15 protein-coding genes and 1 tRNA gene are annotated in these 20,435 nt (G+C 63.6%); 6 read left to right on the forward strand and 10 right to left on the reverse strand.

Annotated elements, in window-relative coordinates; all coding sequences use genetic code 11:
- Positions 1-54 precede the first annotated feature (54 nt).
- From AZF01_RS02820 to lgt, 5 genes are all read right to left on the reverse strand, one after another.
- A complete protein-coding gene (locus tag AZF01_RS02820; protein ID WP_024709319.1) occupies positions 55-927 on the reverse strand; it encodes a hypothetical protein in 873 nt (290 codons plus the stop codon).
- A gap of 82 nt (positions 928-1,009) precedes the next feature.
- Entirely contained in the window at positions 1,010-2,161 is a 1,152-nt protein-coding gene (locus tag AZF01_RS02825) for a Xaa-Pro peptidase family protein (protein WP_024709320.1), read from the reverse strand.
- A gap of 45 nt (positions 2,162-2,206) precedes the next feature.
- On the reverse strand, positions 2,207-3,025 hold the full coding sequence (pgeF, locus tag AZF01_RS02830) for a peptidoglycan editing factor PgeF (protein ID WP_036237883.1): 819 nt from the start codon (positions 3,023-3,025) through the stop codon (positions 2,207-2,209).
- A gap of 54 nt (positions 3,026-3,079) precedes the next feature.
- Positions 3,080-4,180, reverse strand: a complete 1,101-nt coding sequence (locus AZF01_RS02835; protein WP_024709322.1) for a class I SAM-dependent methyltransferase — start codon at positions 4,178-4,180, stop codon at positions 3,080-3,082.
- Positions 4,177-5,019 carry a prolipoprotein diacylglyceryl transferase gene (gene lgt / locus AZF01_RS02840; protein ID WP_036237877.1) on the reverse strand — a complete coding sequence of 281 codons (843 nt, stop codon included), beginning with the start codon at positions 5,017-5,019 and terminating at the stop codon, positions 4,177-4,179. Before lgt ends, AZF01_RS02835 begins: the two co-directional genes overlap by 4 nt.
- 200 nt (positions 5,020-5,219) lie before the next feature.
- On the opposite strand from lgt, the gene AZF01_RS02845 reads away from it, so the two are divergent.
- Positions 5,220-5,483: an accessory factor UbiK family protein gene (locus tag AZF01_RS02845; protein WP_024709324.1), complete on the forward strand. Its 264-nt coding sequence runs from the start codon at positions 5,220-5,222 to the stop codon at positions 5,481-5,483.
- 287 nt (positions 5,484-5,770) lie between these two features.
- On the opposite strand, the gene AZF01_RS02850 is transcribed toward AZF01_RS02845, so the two are convergent.
- Together AZF01_RS02850 and AZF01_RS02855 are read right to left on the reverse strand one after the other, a co-directional pair.
- Positions 5,771-6,706: an IS110 family transposase gene (locus AZF01_RS02850; protein ID WP_081725874.1), complete on the reverse strand. Its 936-nt coding sequence runs from the start codon at positions 6,704-6,706 to the stop codon at positions 5,771-5,773.
- Positions 6,707-6,961: 255 nt separating this feature from the next.
- The gene (locus tag AZF01_RS02855; protein WP_024709291.1) at positions 6,962-9,838 is read right to left on the reverse strand and encodes a tetratricopeptide repeat protein; all 2,877 of its coding nucleotides are present in this window, start codon (positions 9,836-9,838) and stop codon (positions 6,962-6,964) included.
- Between the two features lie 342 nt (positions 9,839-10,180).
- Here AZF01_RS02855 and bcsN point away from each other — a divergent pair, with 342 nt between their 5' ends.
- The 3 genes from bcsN (at position 10,181) to AZF01_RS02870 (ending at position 16,255) form a co-directional block, all read left to right on the forward strand.
- Positions 10,181-11,455, forward strand: a complete 1,275-nt coding sequence (gene bcsN, locus AZF01_RS02860) for a cellulose biosynthesis protein BcsN (RefSeq protein WP_197489631.1) — start codon at positions 10,181-10,183, stop codon at positions 11,453-11,455.
- A 268-nt stretch (positions 11,456-11,723) separates the two neighbouring features.
- A complete protein-coding gene (gene bcsA / locus AZF01_RS02865; RefSeq protein ID WP_024709289.1) occupies positions 11,724-13,913 on the forward strand; it encodes a UDP-forming cellulose synthase catalytic subunit in 2,190 nt (729 codons plus the stop codon).
- Positions 13,913-16,255 carry a cellulose biosynthesis cyclic di-GMP-binding regulatory protein BcsB gene (locus AZF01_RS02870; RefSeq protein WP_036237851.1) on the forward strand — a complete coding sequence of 781 codons (2,343 nt, stop codon included), beginning with the start codon at positions 13,913-13,915 and terminating at the stop codon, positions 16,253-16,255. The genes bcsA and AZF01_RS02870 overlap by 1 nt, the downstream gene beginning before the upstream one ends.
- A 6-nt stretch (positions 16,256-16,261) precedes the next feature.
- On the opposite strand, the gene AZF01_RS02875 is transcribed toward AZF01_RS02870, so the two are convergent.
- From AZF01_RS02875 to AZF01_RS23805, 3 genes are all read right to left on the reverse strand, one after another.
- On the reverse strand, positions 16,262-17,191 hold the full coding sequence (locus AZF01_RS02875) for an ROK family protein (protein ID WP_036237849.1): 930 nt from the start codon (positions 17,189-17,191) through the stop codon (positions 16,262-16,264).
- A gap of 27 nt (positions 17,192-17,218) precedes the next feature.
- Entirely contained in the window at positions 17,219-18,526 is a 1,308-nt protein-coding gene (locus AZF01_RS02880) for a diguanylate cyclase (protein WP_024709285.1), read from the reverse strand.
- Between the two features lie 404 nt (positions 18,527-18,930).
- Positions 18,931-18,998: transfer RNA gene (locus tag AZF01_RS23805), tRNA-Ser, on the reverse strand.
- Between the two features lie 74 nt (positions 18,999-19,072).
- Here AZF01_RS23805 and AZF01_RS23810 point away from each other — a divergent pair.
- Positions 19,073-19,246 (forward strand): hypothetical protein, encoded by a 174-nt coding sequence (locus tag AZF01_RS23810; protein ID WP_197489678.1) that lies wholly within the window; start codon positions 19,073-19,075, stop codon positions 19,244-19,246.
- Positions 19,243-20,283, forward strand: coding sequence for a helix-turn-helix domain-containing protein (locus AZF01_RS02885; protein WP_024709284.1), 1,041 nt, complete (start codon positions 19,243-19,245; stop codon positions 20,281-20,283). Before AZF01_RS23810 ends, AZF01_RS02885 begins: the two co-directional genes overlap by 4 nt.
- The last annotated feature ends 152 nt before the right edge of the window (positions 20,284-20,435 follow it).

Below are 20,435 nucleotides of genomic sequence, written 5' to 3' on the forward strand. Positions count from 1 at the left end.
GGTTTCAACCGACTTTACCGTTTCAATGTGGCCAAAAGGAAAGGGCAGCGCGCATCAACCCTGGCTGTCGAGCCAGGCAAGCAGCGATCCGACGGATTTCTGACCGACATCGGCCATCATCTCCGGCGTCACCGCCTCCCAGGGGTCGCTTCCGGAAAACTCGCCTGCCGGCGCGGCTTCGCTGCCCTGGATGCGGTGAAGACGCAGGCCGTCCGAGCCGATCACGTCCCAGACATAGACGACAGAGACCCGGCCGTCGTCGTTGACGACCGAAAAATAGCCCTTGAGCGAGAGGTCTGCCGCCGTCTCGCCCATCGGCACGATGGTGAGGCCGGCCGCGCGCACGCTGTCGCCGAGGCGGGCCGAGAGCGGCTCGAGCTTGTCGGAAGGGGCGCCGATGATCGGCAGGAAGCGGACCGACTGGACGGTGGTGACCGACGCCGGCTGCTTTGCGGCAGGCGCGGCGGATGCGGCCTGTTGCGGCGGTGCCTGTTGCGTCATGGTCTCGGGCGCCGGGGTCTGTCGGGTCATTGCCGCTTGCCGAGGCGCGGCAGCCGCGGGCGGGGTTGCAGGCGCCGTTCCTGCAGGAGCCGCTGTTGAAGGCGCCAGGCCGAGTTGGTCTGCCTGCTGGCCGAAGGTGGAAGGCGCGCGACCGCGTCCGGGCGTGGCATCAAGCGCGGTGGCGGCCTCGTCCGTCGTGACCCGGGGGCTGCCCGGATTGCCGTAGGAGGGCGAGGCAGGAGCGGCAAGGCTCCGGCGGGCGACGCTTGCCTGCGGTGCGGCGGCGACCGGCGGCGGGTCTTGATAGGCTTGCGGCGCGGCATCGCCGACAGGGGCAGGGGGCGTCGACGCCACCGTCATCACGTCTGTGGCGGAACAGGCGGCAAGCAGGCCCGCAGCAAGGAGAATGCCTGCCATACGCATCATCTGACCACGCCCTTTCCGTTGAAAATACTGGCGATTTTCGGGAGAGGGGGCGGGTTTGTCAAACGCTGGCGACGATCATGCTTTATTTTGCGTAAAGGTCGAGGCCAAGCCTGGAAAGCGGTTTGGGATCGTCCTCGCCGGTCAGATAGGTGCGGCCGAGCGTCATTGCCGTTCCGCTGTCTGAATCCATGATGATGATGTGCACGAACAGCGACATGGACGGCAGGATCGGGTTCGGATTTCCGGCATGGAACATCTGGTGTTCCATCCAAGACGGGGCGAACCGCGCGCCGAGCGAATAGCCGCAGGCGTTCAGCCGGTGGCGCGAAAGACCGCGGGCATCCATGATCTCGGCGTGCTTGTCGAAGACGTCGCCGAAACTGTGTCCCGGCCGCAGCAATTCCTCGATCGCTTCCAGCGTTGCCTTCGCCGCGCCGAACAGCGCGTGATGACGGTCGCTCGGCTCACCGATCACCAGCGTGCGCATGGCCGCAACATGGTAATGCCCGGACACGCCCGCCCATTCGAGCGTCAGCTGGTCGTTCTCCGAGAGCCGGCGCCGGCCCGATTTGGCGCGGCACAAAAGTGCGCTCTCGCCCGAGCCGATGATGAAGTTGTTGGCCGGATAATCACCGCCGCCGGAAAGCACGGCGCCCTGCATCGCCGAAAGGATTTCGGCCTCGTCCGCGCCGGGCTTGACCAGCGGTAGCGCCGCATCGAAGGCGTCATCGCAAAGCACTGCGGCCTTTTCGATATGGGTGATCTCGGCCGGGCTCTTGATCAGGCGCAGATTCGAAACGAGATAGGACGCGTCCTCGAGCTGGCAGAACGTGGAGAGTTGCTGGTCGAGCAGATGGGCGGAGCGCCCGGTCATGCCGTGGGTGTCATACTCGACGCCGATGCGGCAGCCGAGCAGGTCGAGATCGGCCAGCATCTCCTTCAGGTCGCGGCTCGGGTCCGTCTGGCCTCGATCGACCCAGATGCGGATATCGGAGATGTTGGAGGTCTGGCGCGCCTGGCGGACGTCTGCCGAGCGGGTCAAAAGCGTCATCTTGCCGTCGGCTGTCACCGCAAGGCACTGGAAGAAGACGAAGCCGAACGTGTCGTAGCCGGTCAGCCAGTACATGCTTTCCTGCGCGAACAGAAGCACGGCATCGAGCTTCTTGGCGGCCATCGCGCTCTTCAGCCGCTCCAGCCTGTCGGCATATTCCTCATTGTCAAAGATCAGCGCCATATCTGTCTCCCCGGGCGTGCCTGGCACGCGATTGACGTTTAGGGCTCATGAAGCCGTTATCGAGATCGCCGAGATCTGGCGGCCGTAATCCGGCTCGCCGCGATGGGTGGAACGGCGATAGGAAAAGAAATCCTGCTCATTCTCATAGGTGCATTGCCCGATGATGTCGTGCGCAATTCCGGCGCGGTCAAGCCTCAGGCCTATGAAGCCGGCAAGGTCGAACAGGGCGTGGCCTTCCCGTCCGGAGGGCGAAAACAAGCGCGAAAACGCTGTGTCCGTCTCGGTGAAGCGGGCGACGAATTCCGGACCGACCTCGTAGGCGCGCCTGCCGATGCAGGGACCAAGGCTCGCGATTGTCGTGTCGCGGTTTGCGCCGAGCTTCGCCATGGCTGCAAGGGTCGCCTCGAGAACGCCGCTGAGCGCGCCGCGCCAGCCCGCATGGGCGGCGCCAATGATGCCGGCCTCCGTGTCGGCAAAGAGCACCGGGCCGCAATCGGCCGTCAGCACGCCGAGCACGAGACCCGGCGTTTTCGTCACCAGCGCATCGGCGCGCGGCCGCTCGCCGGCAAAGGGCACGTCGACGGCAATCGCCTCGGCCGAATGGCACTGGTGCAGATTGACGAGCCGGGCGGTCTCTTCACCGAACCAGCCGGCGACGCGGGCGCGGTTTTCCGAAACGTTTTCAGCCCGGTCGTCCGAACCCGCGCCACAATTGAGGCTCTCGTAGATGCCGGCGGATAGGCCGCCCCGGCGCGTGAAAAAACCGTGACGCACCGAGGTGCCGGCAAGCCTTGCGCCAAGGAGCGGGCTTTGAACCGGGGTAAGGTCTGCGGCGGTCTCGGCTGTATGGCCGGGCTGGAGCATCGGGCTATCCTGTCTCGCGTTTGGGCGGATGGTGGTGCGCGCGAAGCGCATTTGTCAATCCTCGCCGTCAAAGGGCAAGAGCGGCAACGGTCGGTTGGAGACGCATAATACTTTGAAAAGATTACCCATTTCTCCTTGTTTGTCACCGGCCAGCCGGCGCGCGGCTGCGACGATCTGCTGCTGGGTGACGAGGTCCTTGCCGCGGCCGAGGGCGGATGCGCGAGGACCAAGACCAAGTCCTGCCAGAAAAGCGCCCTGCATCATCATCGGATGAACATGAAGCCCTTCCTGCCGGGCGACAGCGGCAAGGGCGCCAAAATCCACATGGCTTGTCAGGTCCGCCTCGCCGGGATGCGCCAGGGGCGGATCAAAGGCGTGGTTGCGGATTGCCTGCAGCGTATCGCCGAAGCCGCTTGTCAGATGCCCGTAATCGATGATCAGCGCGCTGCCGCCCCCGGCCTTCAGCCTCTCGGCGAGTTGCGCCATCAGCGCCTCGCGCGCCGGCGCGGTCTCGAAGATCGCGCCGTCGGGCTGCGCCCGCCAGTCCGGCGGAAGGGCAGCCGGATCGAGCTTGGCCGGCGATATGCCGAAGCAAAGCGCGCCGTCATCGTCGAGCGTGACCACGCGCTCGAACAGACCGGACCTGGCCTTGACGAACTGGCGCGGCGCGATGGCGTCGAACAGTTCATTGGCGACGAACAGGGCAAAGCCTTCCGGCGCTTCGGCAAGACCGTCGATCCAGCAGATCTTGCCGACGTGCCGCTCAAGCCTTTCGGCCTGGCGCGCGCGGAGCGCCGGGCTCGTCTCCATCAAGGCGACGGCAAGCCCCGAATAGAGATCGGGGGCCAGCTTCAAAATGACATTCAGGATGTCCGCCATCATCGTGCCGCGTCCCGGTCCGCCTTCGATCAGCACCGTCTCCGGCGGCCGGCCGTGACGCTGCCAGGCCTGGATCAGGAAAATGCCGACGAGTTCGCCGAACAACTGGGAAATTTCGGGCGCGGTGGTGAAGTCGCCGCTGCGCCCCAGCGGGTCGCGGGTGATGTAGTAGCCATGATCGGGATCGGCGAGGCAGATGTTGAAATAGGTGCTGACCGGCATCGGGCCGCCGGTCTCGATGATCGTCCGGATCTTGCCGGCGAGCCTCGTCGTCACGATGCCTTGCCCGCGCCGTTCCGCGCCGCCATGCGGCCGGAATACCAGATGCCCCAGAGTCCGACGAGCAGCATGGGCAGGGACAGCACCATGCCCATGGTCAACCAGCCGCCGAAGAGATAGCCGATCTGCGGATCCGGCTCGCGGAAGAATTCAACGAAGATGCGCGACAGGGCATAAAGGCAGATGAAGAGGCTGCCGGTCAGGCCCGGACGCTTCAGCGTCAGAAAGGCCTGTGTCGCGATGAACAGTATGACAAGCGTCAGAAGGCCTTCGAGGCCGGCCTCGTAGAGCTGGCTCGGGTGGCGCGGCAGCGGTCCGGCGCCGGGAAAAACCATCGCCCAGGGAACGTCGCTTGACCGTCCCCAGAGTTCCGCATTGATGAAATTGGCGATGCGCCCGAAGAACAGGCCGACCGGCGTCACCGTCGCGACCAGGTCAAGCAGCGACCAGGTGTTGATGTCGTGTCTGCGCGAAAAGACGATCATCGCGACGATCATGCCGATCAGTCCGCCGTGGAAGGACATGCCGCCGTCCCAGACCTTGAAGAGCGCCAGAGGATGGGAAAGGAAGAAACCGGGGGCGTAAAAAAGCGCATAGCCCAGCCTCCCGCCGACGATGATCGCCAGCACCGACCAGGTGATGAAGTCGTCGAGCTTCGCGAGCGTCATCGGCCGCCGGCCGGCGGGCCAGAGCGCGTCCTTCCTCAAAAGCCAGCGGGCATAAAGCCAGCCGAGCAGAATGCCCGCGACATAGGCAAGTCCGTACCAGTGGACCTGCAGGGGGCCGAGGCGCACCGCCACCGGATCGATGGCGGGGAAGGGCATGGCGGCGAGCATGATATGGTCTGGCAGCAAGGCGTTAATTCCTCTATGGTCGGCGCGAAGATGGCGACATAATCCGGCGCGGTCAAGCTCGCCCGCGGCCAGGGCGCATGCAGATTCGCCGCGACCGGACTTGCGCCTTCAGCGCGGGCCCACTACCTCAGAGGAAAGCACCGCAGATGGTGCGTTAGGGCATTTTCCAAGGAGAAACCGACATGACATCCGGCACCACGCGCATCCTCGATGATCTGGCGAAACTGATGACCGATGCCGCCGGCTCGGTTCAAAGTGCCGGGAAAGACCTTGAAACGGCGGTCAAGGCGCAGGTGGAACGCTGGCTGAACAGCATGGACGTCGTCCAGCGCGAGGAATTCGACGCCGTGCGCGACATGGCGATCAAGGCGCGCGACGAGAATGACGCGCTGCGCGCCCGTATCGACGCGCTCGAGGCGAAGCTGGACGGGAAGGCCGGAGAATAACAAGGCGCTTTACGGCGTTCGTTCCGAAGGCGGGCTTCAGGTAGGTCGGTCTCGTCCGAGACTGACAGGACGACCGTCCGATCTGTCCGCAACGGCGGCGTTTTCGTCGGTCGTGGTCCGAGGAGGCAGGCAGCGCGCCCGCGCGCCGTTGCCTGTTTTTCTGCGGATGGTTTTGCCCCGTGTTTTGTTCCTGCCCGCTGCCGTGCACAGCTTCGGTCACCAGACAGGCCTCGGGACCGGACGAAAGCACGATGCGTAGATAAAATAGGTTAGAGTATCCGTTTTGCTCAAGCCCTCATTTGCGCCCATTTTCTGTCGTCGCGGATGAGTGCGTTTGCCAGTTCGATAAGCTTTCGCATGATTGCTGTCAGGGCGACTTTGGCGGGTTTTCCGGCGCCTTTCAGCGCCTCGTATTTTGCCCTCATCTGCGTGTTGAAGCGCATGGCGACGAGGGCGGGCATATAGAGGGCGTCGCGCAGGAACTTTCGTCCACCCTGAATGAAGGCCTTGCCGCGCCATTGGCCCGATTGTCGGGTCATGGGCGCCAAACCCGCAAGGCTGGCGATCTGCTTTCGGCCAAGCATGCCGATCTCGGGGCATTCGATCAGGATCGTTGACGCCGTCACCGGACCGATGCCGGGGATGGAGGTGAGGATGTCGCGCTTTCTCGCCTTGCCGTCATCCGCGCGCAGGCGCGTTTCGATCTCGTCCTGGATTGCCGCGAGCTGGCGCTCGATCTGGGCGATGCGCGCCTTTGAGTGCCGCTTCGTCAGGGAAAGCGTTTGCGTCTTGATGCGGTTGAGCAGCCGTGTGCGGTCCCTGACGAGAGCGGTGCGCTCGATCTGCAACTCCTTGAGTTCATGATCGGTTTCCTCCACTGGCGGGTCAGGCTGAAGGTCAAATGCATCCCCCATCAGCGCCAGCATGCGCGCATCGACGCGATCGGTCTTGGCGCGGCTGCCGCGTGCCTGGGCAAACCGTCGCGCCTGCAGCGGGTTGACCTTGACGAGCGGAAGATCAGAAGCGAGCGCGCATTCAAAGGCGCCGTGATAAGGACCGGTAGCCTCATAGACAATCCGGCTGATCGGGCTATCGCCAAGCCATCGCCGCAGGTCGTCAAAGCCTGCCTGTGTGTTGGCGAAAGCCCGATGCGCCCTGTCACTCAGGCGAAAGGCGTCGAGACGGCCTTTTGAAATATCGATACCGATGCTATCATTCATCATCTTCGCGTGTCCTATGCTTGTCATGCAGAGCCCAAAAGCTGCTGCGTATCCGTTCAGGCCTTGAGCGAAGACGGTGGCCGATCACACTCTAACACGGTCCATGTTCCTTGCGGTTCATGACCAACCCCCTACCGATCCGACCACCGCCACTGACCGCCGCGTGGAAGGCGGCTGTCAGTGGCTCTTCTTCGCAGAAAAGCCGGGAAAAATCATAAGACAAGCGTCCTTTGTGCATCCGAATGGAAGCACGGCGCTCTAGTTGCTGCCCGGCAGGCCAAGCTGGCCGCGCACGAGGGCGATGCCTTCCATACCCTTGCGGTTCCCCATTTCGGCCAGCGCCTCGAACACTTTCTGCGCGTCGAAATAGCGTCCGAGATTATAGTAGGCGTAGCCTCGGATGACCATCAGACCGGTCTCTTCCGGCGCAAGCTGGCTGCGCTGGTTGAGGATGAGCAGCGCATCCTGGTAGTGACCGCCCTGATAGGCGGCGATCGCGCGCTTCGTTAGGATCTGGACCTGCAGATTGAGCTGCCGCTCCGAACTCAGCGGCTCTTCGGCGGCGGCGACGGCGGCCTTGCTGGTCAGGCCCATGCGCAGATAGGCAAGCGACTGGCCGTAGGCGGCTTCTTCGCGGTTCTTCGCCGAGCTGGAGCCGAGCGCCGTCTCGAAGGCGCGCGCGGCTTCCATCGGCCGTTCCATGTCCATCAGGCACCAGCCCTGCCTGAGCGCCGCGTCGGGCGAAAGCCCTACGGCGGATCGGCCGCTCCAGCAGCTCCCCCCGGACGAGGATGACGATGTGGTCGTTCGCCGCGTCGTCGTTGTCGCAGGCGCTGCCGCGCGTGTCGTGGCTGCCGGCGTTGCGGTTGCGACCTGCGTCCCCGCAGGCAGTTGCGTGCCCGCCGGCAGGGTCGAGATGGTGACATTGTCACCGGCAGCGTTTGCCTGATTGAGGTAATAGGTGATCTCGAACTGTCTCAGATAGTCGCGGTTGATATAGGCCTGCTCGTCGAAGCGGTAGATCACGGTCTTGTCCGAAGGCTGACCGGTTGTGTAGAACGCGGCCTGCACCTGGGCCGCGGAGACGTTAAAACGGGTCTGCTCGGGCTCGAGCGCGGAGTTCAGCACCGTGACGGTCTGAACGCCGGTGATCGGGTCCGTCTGGATCATGGAGCGCGGTATGGTCAGTCGCTCTATCGCGCGCATGCGCGAGGCCGCCGTGCCGTCGCCGGCGATCGGCGGCGTTCCTGCTGCGGCGTTGCCGTAATAATACTCGTAATATTCCGGCACGTAATTGACCGGCGCGGTCTCGGCGTCCGCGCCTGCGAGCGGCTGCATGCCGGGCCCGTAAAGCGGGGCCGTCAGCGAAACGCCCGTTCCGGTCTGGCCCGGCGCGCCGGGCGCCGGAGCGGCGGCGCCGAGCGGCGTCTGCTGGCCGGTGGAAAGGTCGATTTCGGCAACGGGAACCGCGACGGTGCGCGTCGTGCCGTCCGTTTGCTCGAGCGCCGTCAGTTCGAACACGGTCGCCATCACGTTTTCGATCGTGGTGACCGGGGCGTTCGGATCGTTCAGCCAGGCGATGCGCTCCGAATAGGGGGCCCAGATGCGCTGCATCAGGTAGACGCCGGGCTTGTAGTTCATCCTGTTGAGCATCAGGGTCACGCCATAGGCCGCCGGCTCGTAATCGGGCTCCCACGAAAGGGCCGCCTCGAACCATTGCAGGGCCGCCAGCGGATCGCCGTAGTCGTTTGAATACCAGCCGAACTGCTGGGCCGCGGTCATGCTCTTGGCCTCGGTGACGACGTCGGCCATGCGCGAGAGCACCTCCTGGCTGTAGTCCTTGCGCGGAATGCGGCCGAGCATGTTGACGACGGCGTTCAGATAGGTGTCCATCGCCTCGGCAGAATCATTGCGCCAGGGATACATCACCGCCTCGGCTTCCTCGGCATTGTCCTGCTCGATCAGGATCAGGGCGAGGCCTTGCGAAATCTCGGCCGAATCCTCTTCCGATCGCGCCTTGCGGAACCATTCCTCCGCAGCGGACTCGCTGCCGCGCACGAGGAAGTACCAGGCCAGGAGTTCGCTATCCTTGGCATCCTGGCTGTCATTGGCAAGCTTTTCCATATGGGCGAGGTCATCGGGGGAGACCACGATCGTCTTGTCTTCTCCCGCCTGGGCGAAGCGGTCGCGCAGCAATGCGTCGCGGATTTCCTGGAACTCGCCCTTGCCGTCATCGTCCTGGCGCTCGAAGCCCAGAAGGGTCTTCATGTCGTCATAGGGCATGAAGGCCATGGCCTTCTGCATGGTGGCCAGGCGCTCTTCCGGGTTGTCGCAGTTTTTCAGGATATAGGTGTAGGCATCCATGGCCCGCGAGAGCTTGTCGGTCTGGGCGAAAGCCTCGCCGACCTGCCAGAGAACGTTGATCTCGGCGCAGGTCAGAAGGCTCGGCGCCTGGGAGGCGTAGTCGATGACGTCCTCCCAATTCCCGTCTTCGGCCGCGGCGAGCAGCTTGGTCCGGGTCTCGGCGATGTGCAGGCGGTTGACGAGGTCGGCCGGCGGCGACCAGTCTGGCTCTTCGGCCCTGCGGTCCCGGATCAACTGGTGAACCTCGGCGTAGTCGCCCTTGGCATAGGCCGCCCACATGGCGTTCAGCTGCTCGTCCTCGCCGTCCTCGACGGCCAGAGGATTGGCCGGCGGCGTCCAGTTGGGGTAGAGCGAGCGCAGGCGCGAGATTTCGGCCTGCAGCCGTTGCAGGTCCCCCTGCTGGGCAAAGTAACGAAGCGCGCTCTCATCCACCGCCGGCGTTGCCGGTTCCTGCGGCGGGGCCGTCTCGGTCTGGCCGCGCGTGATCTCGGTGACGGCGTCGCCCTGCGGCGGCTGCGCGTTGCTGGAAAGATTTCTGAGGTTTTCGGACGGCTCCTGGGCCTGCGCCTCTGTGACGGGGGTAAAGCGCGGCTCGGGCGGGGCGGCGGCGGGCGTGTCGTTTTCGATGATCTGGTCGTAGGCCTGCTGGAAGCCGTCGGCAGACTGGGCCTTGGCCCTTGTCAGGGGCAGTTCCCGGCCGGGGCCGCTCATGCCGATTGCACCGATCAGGGCGATCGCGCCGGCGGTCAGTGCAATATAAGTCAGTCTCATAACATCCTTACTCCGGCCAAGCACACGGTCGCCAAGACCCGCAACCACGCCCGTTCATCATTGCCCGCTGTTCCAAATCCTTCCCGGAACGACCGTTCTTCGCCGGTCGCGCCCGATTACGACTGCGGCAGAAAGGTCCGGCATAAAGCGTTCCCGCCGATGAGCACAGCTTAGGACACTACAAATCCATATTGTCGTTAAGAAATATTAAAAATCGAGACAGCTTGCCGCATTTGGGCGTGAAATGTGGTTTTTCATGCGTCGGCGCCCGCTGAAGCTGAACCGGTTTGTTAGTCGTTTGTTTACCTAAATCTGAAAAACATGATTGGGAAATCCTGCGCGATGAGGTCCAGCAACCGCCTGCCTCGCGCCGAAGCCGAGGTGTGCCGTACCATGATGAACGCGATTGCCTATCAGATCAGGACCGGATGCCGCACGGCTCTGGCCCTCATTGGGGTAGGCTTGCTCGCGGGCTGCGCCGGCAATCTCATGCCCTATACGTCGAATGTGCGCAATCTCATGCCCGAGGAAGCGGTGGTCATGCCGCCGCCGGGCGGGCCGGCGATCATCTCCGTTCTGGAAACGCAGTATTCGAACGCCATCGACCAGCGCATCCTGTTGCGCACCGACGCGCGCACCCCGGGCCAGAACTATATCAACGCCGTCTTCTTCGGCACCCGCAACTATTCTCCGATGAACGGCCGGTCGCTCGACTATCGCTCGGTGACCGATCTGCGCGTCGATGAGGAGATGCGCGAGGAACTGCCGGGCGTGAAGATGGTGCAGTCGCCTTATTACGTGCAGAACAATTACGGTCCGTTCGGCTATGCCTTCGGTTACGGGCGCGGCGACGATCTTTGCATTTATGGCTGGCAGCAGATCAGGCCCGGGCGCGACACGCGCGCCGCCTTCGGCCAGGCCGGCACGATCCAGATCAGGCTTCGTTTCTGCGAGAGCGGCGCCAGCGAGGACGATCTGCTCGGCATCATGTATGGCTATACCGTCAATGCGGCCGTCGAGGCCTATGGGTGGAACCCCTATGGCGAACAGGCCTCTCCGCCGCCGCTCCTTGGCGAGACCGGCGCGCCGGTCTATCCCCGCCGGGCCTATGACGACCGCGCCGAACGCGTCGCCGATACCGAAAAGGTTCTGCCGGGCTCGACCCCCCGTTCAACGACGACGACGCGGACCCGCACCACGACGACGGCCCGTACGGCCGCTCCGACGGCGACCGGGGATGAGATCAGCGTCGATGTCGTGCGTCTTCCTCCCGGAAGCCTGCCGTCGGGCGGTTATGTCAACGTTCCGCCGGCGCCGGGACTTTCGCCCTCTTCCGTCACGGCGCGGCCCGGCGCTCTGCCGACAACGAGCTCTTCCTTGCCGACGCCCGGCCGCCAGACGCCTGCAGCCTCCGCGGCGCCGGCCGCCACGCCCGCGGCCTCTTCCGCCGCGACACCGGCCGCCACGCGCTCCATTCCCGTGCCGGCGCGCCCGGCCGCGTCTGCCGGGTCTGCCACGCCTGCGGCCGTCACCCGCGCACCTGCGTCCGCCACGCGCTCCGTGCCGTCACCGCCCTGCCGTCTTCTGCCCGGCTCGACGACCGTGAGCTGCGAATAGGCGCGCTTCGAATGCCGCGCGCACGGGCGAACAAGGTTCCGTGCGGGTTGGACCGCGACGGGGTTGCGTGCATAGTGGCGCACAAGAAACGAAAGGGTGCCTTCAGGTGATAACTTGCGCAGACAGCTTTCATTGAGGTACGGAACCGGCTGGCCGGGCCGCGCACCGTCATTTTCCGGAAAAAAGGCGCGACGGAAAACAATTCTTAGGGTTCTTTGCCCTAGGGTGGAAAGAAGTCCATGCCAGCCTTTAGGAAGGGTGTCGCCTGATGCGTAGGGCCGCAATCGTCATCGCCTGGATGATCACGTCGATCTTCGTCCTGGGTCTCGTCACCCTGCCGATCGACCTGCGCACCCAGATCGTCGTCAGCGTCGTCGCCGTTGCTGTCATGATGGTGCTCAAGCAGATGCATGCGGAGGGCAACTGGCGGCTGATCGCGCTGGCTTTCGGCACCTCGATCGTGTTGCGCTATGTTTTCTGGCGCACCACCAGCACCCTGCCGCCGATCACCGAATTGCAGAATTTCATCCCGGGCGTCCTGCTTTATTGCGCCGAAATGTTCTCGGTCTGCATGCTGGCGCTCAGCCTGTTCGTGGTCTCCTTTCCGCTGCCGGTGCGTCCGCGCTGGGGCAAGCTCGAGGGCGACCTGCCCTATGTCGATGTCTACGTCCCTTCCTATAACGAGGATGCAACGCTTCTTTCCAACACGCTGGCGGCCGCAAAGGCGATGGACTATCCGCCGGAGAAGCTGAAGGTCTACCTTCTCGACGACGGCGGGTCCGAGCAGAAGCGCAATTCCAAGAACCTTGTGGAGGCAAGCCTCGCGCAGACGCGTCATCGCGAGCTCCGGCAGATCTGCGCCGAGCTCGGCGTCGGCTATATCACCCGGCCGCGCAACGAGCACGCCAAGGCCGGCAACATGAACCACGCGCTGCAATACACCACGGGCGACCTGATCGTGGTATTCGACGCCGACCACGCGCCGACCAATGATTTCCTGCAGGAGACGGTGGGATATTTCCTCGAGGATCCCAAGCTCTTCCTCGTCCAGACCCCGCACTTCTTCATCAACCCGGATCCGCTGGAGCGCAATCTGAGGACCTATGAGATCATGCCGAGCGAGAACGAGATGTTCTACGGCATCATCCAGCGCGGCCTCGACAAGTGGAACGCCTCGTTCTTCTGCGGCTCGGCCGCCGTTCTGAGGCGCGAGGCGCTCAATTCCGTGAACGGCTTTTCCGGCGTCTCGATCACGGAAGACTGCGAAACCGCCGTTGAACTTCACTCCAACGGCTGGAACAGCGTCTATGTCGACCGGCCGCTGATTGCCGGCCTGCAGCCCGCGACCTTCTCGAGCTTCATCGGCCAGCGCAGCCGCTGGGCCCAGGGCATGATGCAGATCCTGCGCTTCAAGTTCCCGATCCTGCTGCGCGGGCTGACGCTGCCGCAGCGGCTTTGCTACATGTCCTCCAACCTGTTCTGGCTTTTTCCCTTCGCGCGCGCTTCGTTCATGATTGCGCCCTTGTGCTATCTGTTCTTCGGCCTGCAGATATTCGACGCGTCCGGCGGCGAGTTTCTTGCCTATACGCTCTCCTATCTGATCGTGAACATGTTGATCCAGAACTACCTTTTCGGCCAGTTCCGGTGGCCGTGGATTTCAGAGCTCTACGAATATATCCAGACCATCCACCTGATGCCCGCCGTGGTCTCGGCCATCATCAATCCGAAGAAACCGTCCTTCAAGGTGACGGCGAAGGACGAGTCGATCGAGCAGAGCCGGCTGTCCGAGATCAGTCGGCCGTTCTTCATCATCTTTTTCATCTTCGTCGCCGCCATGGTGATGATGGCCTACAGGCTCTACGCGGAACCCTATCTCGCGGGCGTGACCTGGGTTGTCGGCGGGTGGAACTTCCTCAACCTGTTCCTGACGGCCGCGGCCCTCGGCGTGGTCTCGGAGGTCGGCGAGCGGCAGAAGGCGCGTCGGGTGAAGATGTCGCGGCGCTGCGAACTGGTGATCGGCGACAGCGTCTATCGCGGCACCATCGAGGATGTCTCGACCGACGGCGCCGGCCTGCAGGTGCAGGTGCGCGATCTTGACAGGCTGCGCCCCGGCACGCACGCTCTCCTGCGGGTCGAGCCGCACAAGGGCGGTGATCCGGGCGAGGTGCCGGTGATGATCCGCCACGCGCGGTCTCTGGGCGAACTCGCCATGGTCGGTTGCCGCTACGCGCCGGTCTGCAGCCTGCATCATTCCATGGTCTCGGATCTGATGTTCGCCAATTCCGAGCGTTGGCAGCAGTTGCTTCAGTCGCGCAAGAACGACCCCGGAACGCTTGGCGGCACGTTCTGGTTCATCAAGATGTCGATCCGGCAGATGGGGCGCGGCCTCAGCTACTTTATCGGCAAATACCAGCCGAATACCGGCGGAGTCGTGGTCAGGGGCAAGGGCAAGAGCTGATGGGACGGATCCTGCTTTTCATTGTTTTCCTGCTTGCCGGCCCGGCGGTCGCCGCGGCGCAGACCGCGCCGGACGCCGCCGCGCCCTTCGACATGGGCTCCGACGGCTCGGGCCCGCCGCCGCAGGCGGTCGATCCCGCAACGCCGCAGCCGGCAACGGCAGCGCCCGCGACGCCGGAGACCGCCGAGCGACTGCCCTTCTTCCGCTATGTCATCCCCGCCGACGAGATGCGCATCGAGGGCGAGAATGTCGAACGGTCCTGGTCGATGTACCTGACCGAGGAACAGGCGCGCTCTGCGGCCAAGTTCAACATCGGCTACCAGAATTCGATCTTCGTTGCGCCCGAATTTTCGAGACTGACGATTTCCTTCAACAATGTCGAGGTGGCAAGCCCGCCGCTGTCGTCGTCCGAGCGCAAGTCCGACCTGCGCTTCGATGTACCTGACGGCGTGCTCAAGCCCGGCTACAACATCGTCTCCTTCAAGATCAAGCAACGCCACCGCACAGACTGCGACCTCGAATCCACCTATGATCTGTGGACGGATATCGATCCGGAACGGACCTTCCTGATGTTCGACAATCCCGATGCAGGGTTGATGTCGACCACCGACGATATCCGCGCGGTTGGCGTCGATGCTCTCGGCCGCACCCGGTTCCATATCGTCGCGCCGGGCCTCTCCGATACGATCGCCGCCGATCCGCTCCTCGAACTGGCACAGGGACTGGCGCTCCTGGCCGACATGCCGAACACCCTGTTTACCTATTCGAAGAGCGAGCCGGTGAAATTCGCCTCCGGCGTCCTGCCGGTTTATGTCGGCACGCCCGCCGAACTGCGGCCGCTGCTCGGCGACGCGCTTCCGGATATCGGCACCACCCAATCGGCGCGCTTCGTCTCCACCAACGCGCTCGGCCAGAGCGTGCTCGTGCTGGTGGCGCCGTCGTGGCAGCGCATCGGTCCGCTGATTGACGGCATCACCGCGCCGGCGGCACGCTCGGCCGCGCAGAAGGACGAGGCCTATTCCACCCATTCGTGGCGCAAGCAGGATACCCAGCTCCTGACCGGTCACCGCACGCTGACCTTCGAGCAGCTCGGCATTCCGACCCAGGAATTCTCCGGCCGCGTTTTCCGCGCCGAATTCGCCATCGGCCTGCCCGCCGATTTCTATGCCGACGCCTATGGCGAGGCGCGGCTTCTGCTTGACGCCGCCTACGGCCCGATCGTGCTGCCCGGCAGCCGCCTGCATGTCTTCGTCAACGACCAGCTCGCCGCGACATGGCCGATCAGCACGGTCAACGGCGCGGTTCTGCGCCGCACGCCGGTCAGGTTCACCATGCGCCACATGCGTCCGGGCGTGAACAAGATCGTTCTCGAGGCCGCGCTTCTCACCAAGGAGGACGCCGCCTGCCTGCCCGGCCAGACCGCCGACGACACGCCGCGCTTCGCCGTTTTCGACACCAGCGAATTCGAGATGCCCAATTTCGGCCGGGTGGCGCAGGTGCCCAATCTGTGGGCGACGAGCGGGACGGGTTTTCCCTATTCGCGCCACGAGGACCGCATCCCCTTATATATGGACAGCCTGAACGGCGACACGATGAGCGCGGCCTCCGACTTTGTCGCCAAGCTCGCCAACGCCGCGCGCCACCAGATTCCGGTCGACGTGGTGAATTCCGTCGACGATGTCGGTGACGGCGACGCAATCTTTCTCGGCGCGATCGGCACGTTGCCGGCTCAGGCGCTGCGCGAGACCAAGGTGTCCCAGACAAGCCGGAGCGTCTGGACGCAGCAGGTCGGCGGCGAGGCCAATTACAACGAAGCGCCGGAAACCACGATCGAGGAATGGGACGAGGCGGTGACGGCCGGCTGGTACAACTGGATCTTCGAGGTGGAAAAATACTTAAAGCGCAATTACGACCTCTCCTTCGAGACCTTGCGCTTCCTGCCGCGGCCGGACACCGATTATCTGCCGCCCAACTCGATTTCGATGATCATTGCGCAGGAACCAAGCCCCAATGACGACGGGGCGTGGACGATGATCGCGGCTCCGACCCATGAAAACCTGGAAAACGGCATGACGGCGTTGACCAAGCGCCAGCACTGGGATGCCGTGCAGGGGCGCATAACAACCTATAACCGCAATACCGGGGTGATCGACAATATCGGCATCGGCGCGACTGTGTTCATCTTCGACACGCCGTTCTCGGTCAACAATATCCGCCTGGTGCTGACCAACTGGTTTTCGACCAACACCATGTCCTTTTCGCTGGCGCTGGTGATCGGCACCGTTCTGCTCGGCATCGCGACCAAACAGATGCTGACCCGGTTCGGCCGCTACGACGAATAGGCCGGATCAGGCCGGTTGCGCGGCAATCCCCAGCGTCTGGAAGCCGATTGCCGCCGCTCCGGCAAGGCCGGGCTCCGCGCCGCTTGTCGCCGGAACGACCAGTCTGTGCCGCGGCCTTGCCAGGGTGAGCGGGCGCACGGTCTCATCGATCGCCGCGACAAGCGCGTGATCGCGGGCAAGGCCGCCGCCCGCCGGCACGATTGTGGCGCCGGTCAGGTTGATGGCCATGGCGAGCGGCCCGGCCAGGAGCTGAAGGCAGGTTTCGACCGTCTCGGCGGCCCGCGCCTCGCCCGCATGCCAGGCTGACAGTATCGCGGGTGCGGGCTTCTTCTCCCCATGCAGAAAGGCGTGGAGGCGCTGCAGGCCGGGCGCGCCGGCGACGGTATCGACGCAGCCCGAAAGGCCGCAACCGCAGGCAAAATGCGGGATGGACCGTTCGCCCACGGCAAGCGGCGCCACGGGGCCATGCCCCCATTCGCCGGCAAAACCGCCGGTCCGGTTGATCAGCCGCTTTCCCGAGACGAGGCCGCCGCCGACGCCCGTTCCGAAAATCACTCCGAAAACGATCTCATGATCCCGTCCGGCGCCGTATACCGCCTCGGATACGGCGAAGCAGTCGGCGTCATTGGCGATGATGACGGGAAGCTGCGTCCGGTCCTCGAGGTCGGCCTTGAGGTTGGTGCCGTGGATTGCCGGAATATTGGCGACGACCAGATTGCCCGTTTCCGGATTGACGATGCCGGCGAGCGAAATGGCGAGCGCAGCCGGGCGTTGCCTCAGGTCATGGATGATGGAGGAGACAAGGGCGAGGAAGGCGTTGCGATCGCCGGCGGGGGTCTGGAAGCGGGCGACCTTGCCCGGCTGCGCGCCGCCCGTCGCTGTCGCCGCACGGATTGCGGTTCCGCCGATATCGAAACAGAGGATCGTGTCGGTCATCGCAAACTCCCTTCAGTGGCAAGGGGGTTATGCGGTGACCTTCACGCGGTTGCGCCCCTCGGTCTTTGCGGTGTAGAGCGCCTTGTCCGCCAAATCAACGATATCCGGCTGGCTTGCCTGCGGATTGAACACCGAGACGCCGATGCTGATCGTCAGGTGGCGTTCGTCGCCGTCCGGCAGGATCATCACCTGTTCGGCCACTGCCTTTCGGACCCGCTCGGCGATTGCCGCGGCCTCGTAGGCGCGCAGGCCCGGCATGATCATCACGAATTCCTCGCCCCCGTAGCGATAGGCGCGATCCTCCTTGCGGGCGTTTTTCGAAATCACGTCCGCGACCTGGCGCAGCACGTCATCGCCGGCTAGGTGGCCGTAGGTGTCGTTGAACGTCTTGAAATGGTCGACGTCGATCAAGAGCAGGGCAAAGGGCTGGTTGGTCTCGCGCGAAGCCTGGATGCGGGCATCGAGGGCCCGGTCGAATTCGCGGCGGTTGTCGAGCCCGGTCAGCCCGTCGGCGCGCGCGGCGGCGGCGAGCTTGTTCTCCTGCAGGATGATCTGCTTCAGCATGGCGTTGAAGGCTCCGGCGACCGATGCGAGTTCCGGCGGAACGCGGACGTCGATCTCCCGGTCGCGTTCGCCATCGGCGATGCGCATGGCGCCCTCGACCAGCTTGTCGGTGCTGCGGATCAGCGCCTGATCGATGATATAGATGCCGGCGCCGGCGAAGATGATGGCCATAAGACCCGCGATGATGGCGAAGACTTCAAGCCGCCGCATCACCTCGAGGGCGCGGGCGTGGCTTTCCTCGTTCATCAGACGCATGGTCTCGGCAATGTCCTCGACTCGCTTGCCGGTTTCCGCGATCACGCTTTCGAAGCGCATCAGCGTCGGGTTGACGGCATCGTCCTCGGGCTCCACGGAGGCGGCGACCTGAAGAAGGGCTGACCATTGCTGCTCCACGCCCTGGAGGATCGGGGCAAAGGCCGGATAGGCCGCGGTCGTCTGTTCCAGATCGCGCAGATGCGTCGCGACATCGCGTTCGGCCGCCTCGAATGCGCTGCGGTAGTGTTCATCGCCGCTGTTGGCATAGTCATTGACCGAAGCGGCGATGTCCCAGAGATTGGACTGAATCCGCTCAAGCGAAACGAGCACCCTGTGCTGGGTGTGGAGCACGTGGCGGAAAGGTTCGGCGACCTGCTGACGGTATTGCGTGTACCAGACCACCGAGAAAAGCAGGACCGGCAACAGGGCGAGCAGAAAGCCGAAGACGAGCCAGGCCCTGAGCGAAAGGCTCTGAAGCCATCGCCTTGCCGCTCCGGTCTTGATTTGCTCATCCATTCGCGTCGTCTCCAGATATCTCGCCGGTCTTCACGCCGGCGTGCAAGGGCTTGCTGGGTTCATGTCGGCGCCGCCTCAACGATGCGTCCTGCGGGGATCGTTCATTTGCAAGCGGGCCATGTCTCCGGGCGTCTTGGCCGGACCGGAAGAACCTCGAGGCGGGCGCCTCGGCGTTGTTTCGGTTGAAACATCCGCGGTCGCGGGACAGGACGCGTCTTCCCTTTGCCCGGTTTTACTAAAACGCCGCCGCGCAAAAAGGTACAACCATCCGCAAGTTGTTTTCCGTGCCGCCGGTTGCGTCAAAGCCCGTGTCAGCCGGCCGGTTCGCCGGACACAGCAAGACCGACTTTCAATCAAAAGGGCCTCCGCCATTAGCGAAAGCCCTTGCAAATCAATGAATTGGATGGTGGGCGTGACAAGGATCGAACTTGTGACCCCTACGATGTCAACACAGCTTTGCACCTGAAACCCCTTTCCGCGTCGGGTGCCGACCTGATTGGAAAGGGTTCATGTTCTGCTGATGTTCCACCGAATGGTGGGCATATCTTGGGCGCGGAAGAATCACCGATTTTTGACGCCGCACAGTGGCTTCATGAGCACCGTTCTGAGGTCGGCAGTGCGATCATTCCGACCCTGCGTGAACGCTTCCACCTGAGCGCCCTTGAAGCCATCGAAGCGGCCAAGCTGGCCCACGAGATCGAGCAGGGGAGGCAGGCATGAGCGTTGACGACTACACCCGCCTGCGCATGACCTGGCTTGATCAGGTTTTCGAGGATGAAGCCCTCAGCAAGAGCGCGGCCACCAATGTGGCGTTCTTCATCTCCAAGCACTTCAACCGCCAGCGTTTCAAGGACAGCGGCATTTTCAGCGCATGGCCCAGCTATGCCACGCTGGCCGAAAAGGTCGGCTGCACAGAGCGCACGGTTCAAAACGCCGTCCGCCTGCTGGCCAAGCGCGGTCACCTGAAGACGAAGGGCAAGGGCGGCCGCAATTGCACCCTGACATACTTCGCCGTGCTGAAGCGCCAAGCACAAGAGGAAGCCCCGGAAATGGCCGAAATCACCCCTCAGAAAGGTGGAAACACATTTCCACGTTTTGTGCAGGACGATGAAATCGAGCTTGAAAAAGGTGGAAAGCCGACGACCGAAACGTGGAAATCTGAAGGTGCAAAAGGTGGAAAGCAGTTTCCTACAAACTCTTTGAATAAATCTTTGAATGAAATCTCTGATATCGGCGCACGGACAGAAAACGAACCGACACCGCAAACGCTGCACCCAGACGACTGGCAGAAGGCTCGGGAGGAAGGGAGCGAGCTGGACGTTCAGCGCATCACACCGGCGGCAGCGGCCGTTGCTGTGCTGTCTGCCCTGATCAAGGGACCGGGACCGTTGCCACCGCCACCGCCTATCGTTCGAAGAGATCCAAGACCCGAATGGCTGATGGATCATCAGGCGCAGCATGGCTGGCCGAACGTCTACGAGAACCTCGGCAACCCCGAACGCTGGGCAGACGCTTTCGATGATCTGGCTTATGAGATGGAGCCTGTTGCGGCTTCGAAGGACAATCGCCTGTGGCGTGAATGGGCAGCGGTCTATCGTGATAGAGGCTGGCCGCTGCCGCCTGCGCACGGTCAGCTCGTCCATTTCCCCGATTGTGGCCCGAAGGGCTTTGACGGCTTCCTCAAGCGCCTTGAGGCCGCTTTGACCGATCAGGCCATCAGCGAGGCGGGAAACGTGCTGAGGATCGCGTCACGATGACGGACGGCAGCGATACAGCGAAGGCTTGCGGGATGCTGCTACGGGTAACTCGACCGGGCGAATTGGCAGGCCGGTTTTCGAGGATGCCGGACGCTGGCGACACCGGGAAGAAACCGGACGCTGGGGGCCGGGGGTGTTGATTTGCGCTGAGA

This window comes from Martelella sp. AD-3, from assembly GCF_001578105.1.
Classification (GTDB): Bacteria; Pseudomonadota; Alphaproteobacteria; order Rhizobiales; family Rhizobiaceae; genus Martelella.

Bases quoted from the DNA above. Each gene is read 5' to 3' on its own strand.
- AZF01_RS02820 (WP_024709319.1), bottom strand. From the start codon at position 927: ATGATGCGTATGGCAGGCATTCTCCTTGCTGCGGGCCTGCTTGCCGCC.
- AZF01_RS02825 (WP_024709320.1), bottom strand. From the start codon at position 2,161: ATGGCGCTGATCTTTGACAATGAGGAATATGCCGACAGGCTGGAGCGG.
- pgeF (WP_036237883.1), bottom strand. From the start codon at position 3,025: ATGCTCCAGCCCGGCCATACAGCCGAGACCGCCGCAGACCTTACCCCG.
- lgt (WP_036237877.1), bottom strand. From the start codon at position 5,019: ATGCTCGCCGCCATGCCCTTCCCCGCCATCGATCCGGTGGCGGTGCGC.
- AZF01_RS02845 (WP_024709324.1), top strand. From the start codon at position 5,220: ATGACATCCGGCACCACGCGCATCCTCGATGATCTGGCGAAACTGATG.
- AZF01_RS02850 (WP_081725874.1), bottom strand. From the start codon at position 6,706: ATGATGAATGATAGCATCGGTATCGATATTTCAAAAGGCCGTCTCGAC.
- AZF01_RS02855 (WP_024709291.1), bottom strand. From the start codon at position 9,838: ATGAGACTGACTTATATTGCACTGACCGCCGGCGCGATCGCCCTGATC.
- bcsN (WP_197489631.1), top strand. From the start codon at position 10,181: ATGAGGTCCAGCAACCGCCTGCCTCGCGCCGAAGCCGAGGTGTGCCGT.
- bcsA (WP_024709289.1), top strand. From the start codon at position 11,724: ATGCGTAGGGCCGCAATCGTCATCGCCTGGATGATCACGTCGATCTTC.
- AZF01_RS02870 (WP_036237851.1), top strand. From the start codon at position 13,913: ATGGGACGGATCCTGCTTTTCATTGTTTTCCTGCTTGCCGGCCCGGCG.
- AZF01_RS02875 (WP_036237849.1), bottom strand. From the start codon at position 17,191: ATGACCGACACGATCCTCTGTTTCGATATCGGCGGAACCGCAATCCGT.
- AZF01_RS02880 (WP_024709285.1), bottom strand. From the start codon at position 18,526: ATGGATGAGCAAATCAAGACCGGAGCGGCAAGGCGATGGCTTCAGAGC.
- AZF01_RS02885 (WP_024709284.1), top strand. From the start codon at position 19,243: ATGAGCGTTGACGACTACACCCGCCTGCGCATGACCTGGCTTGATCAG.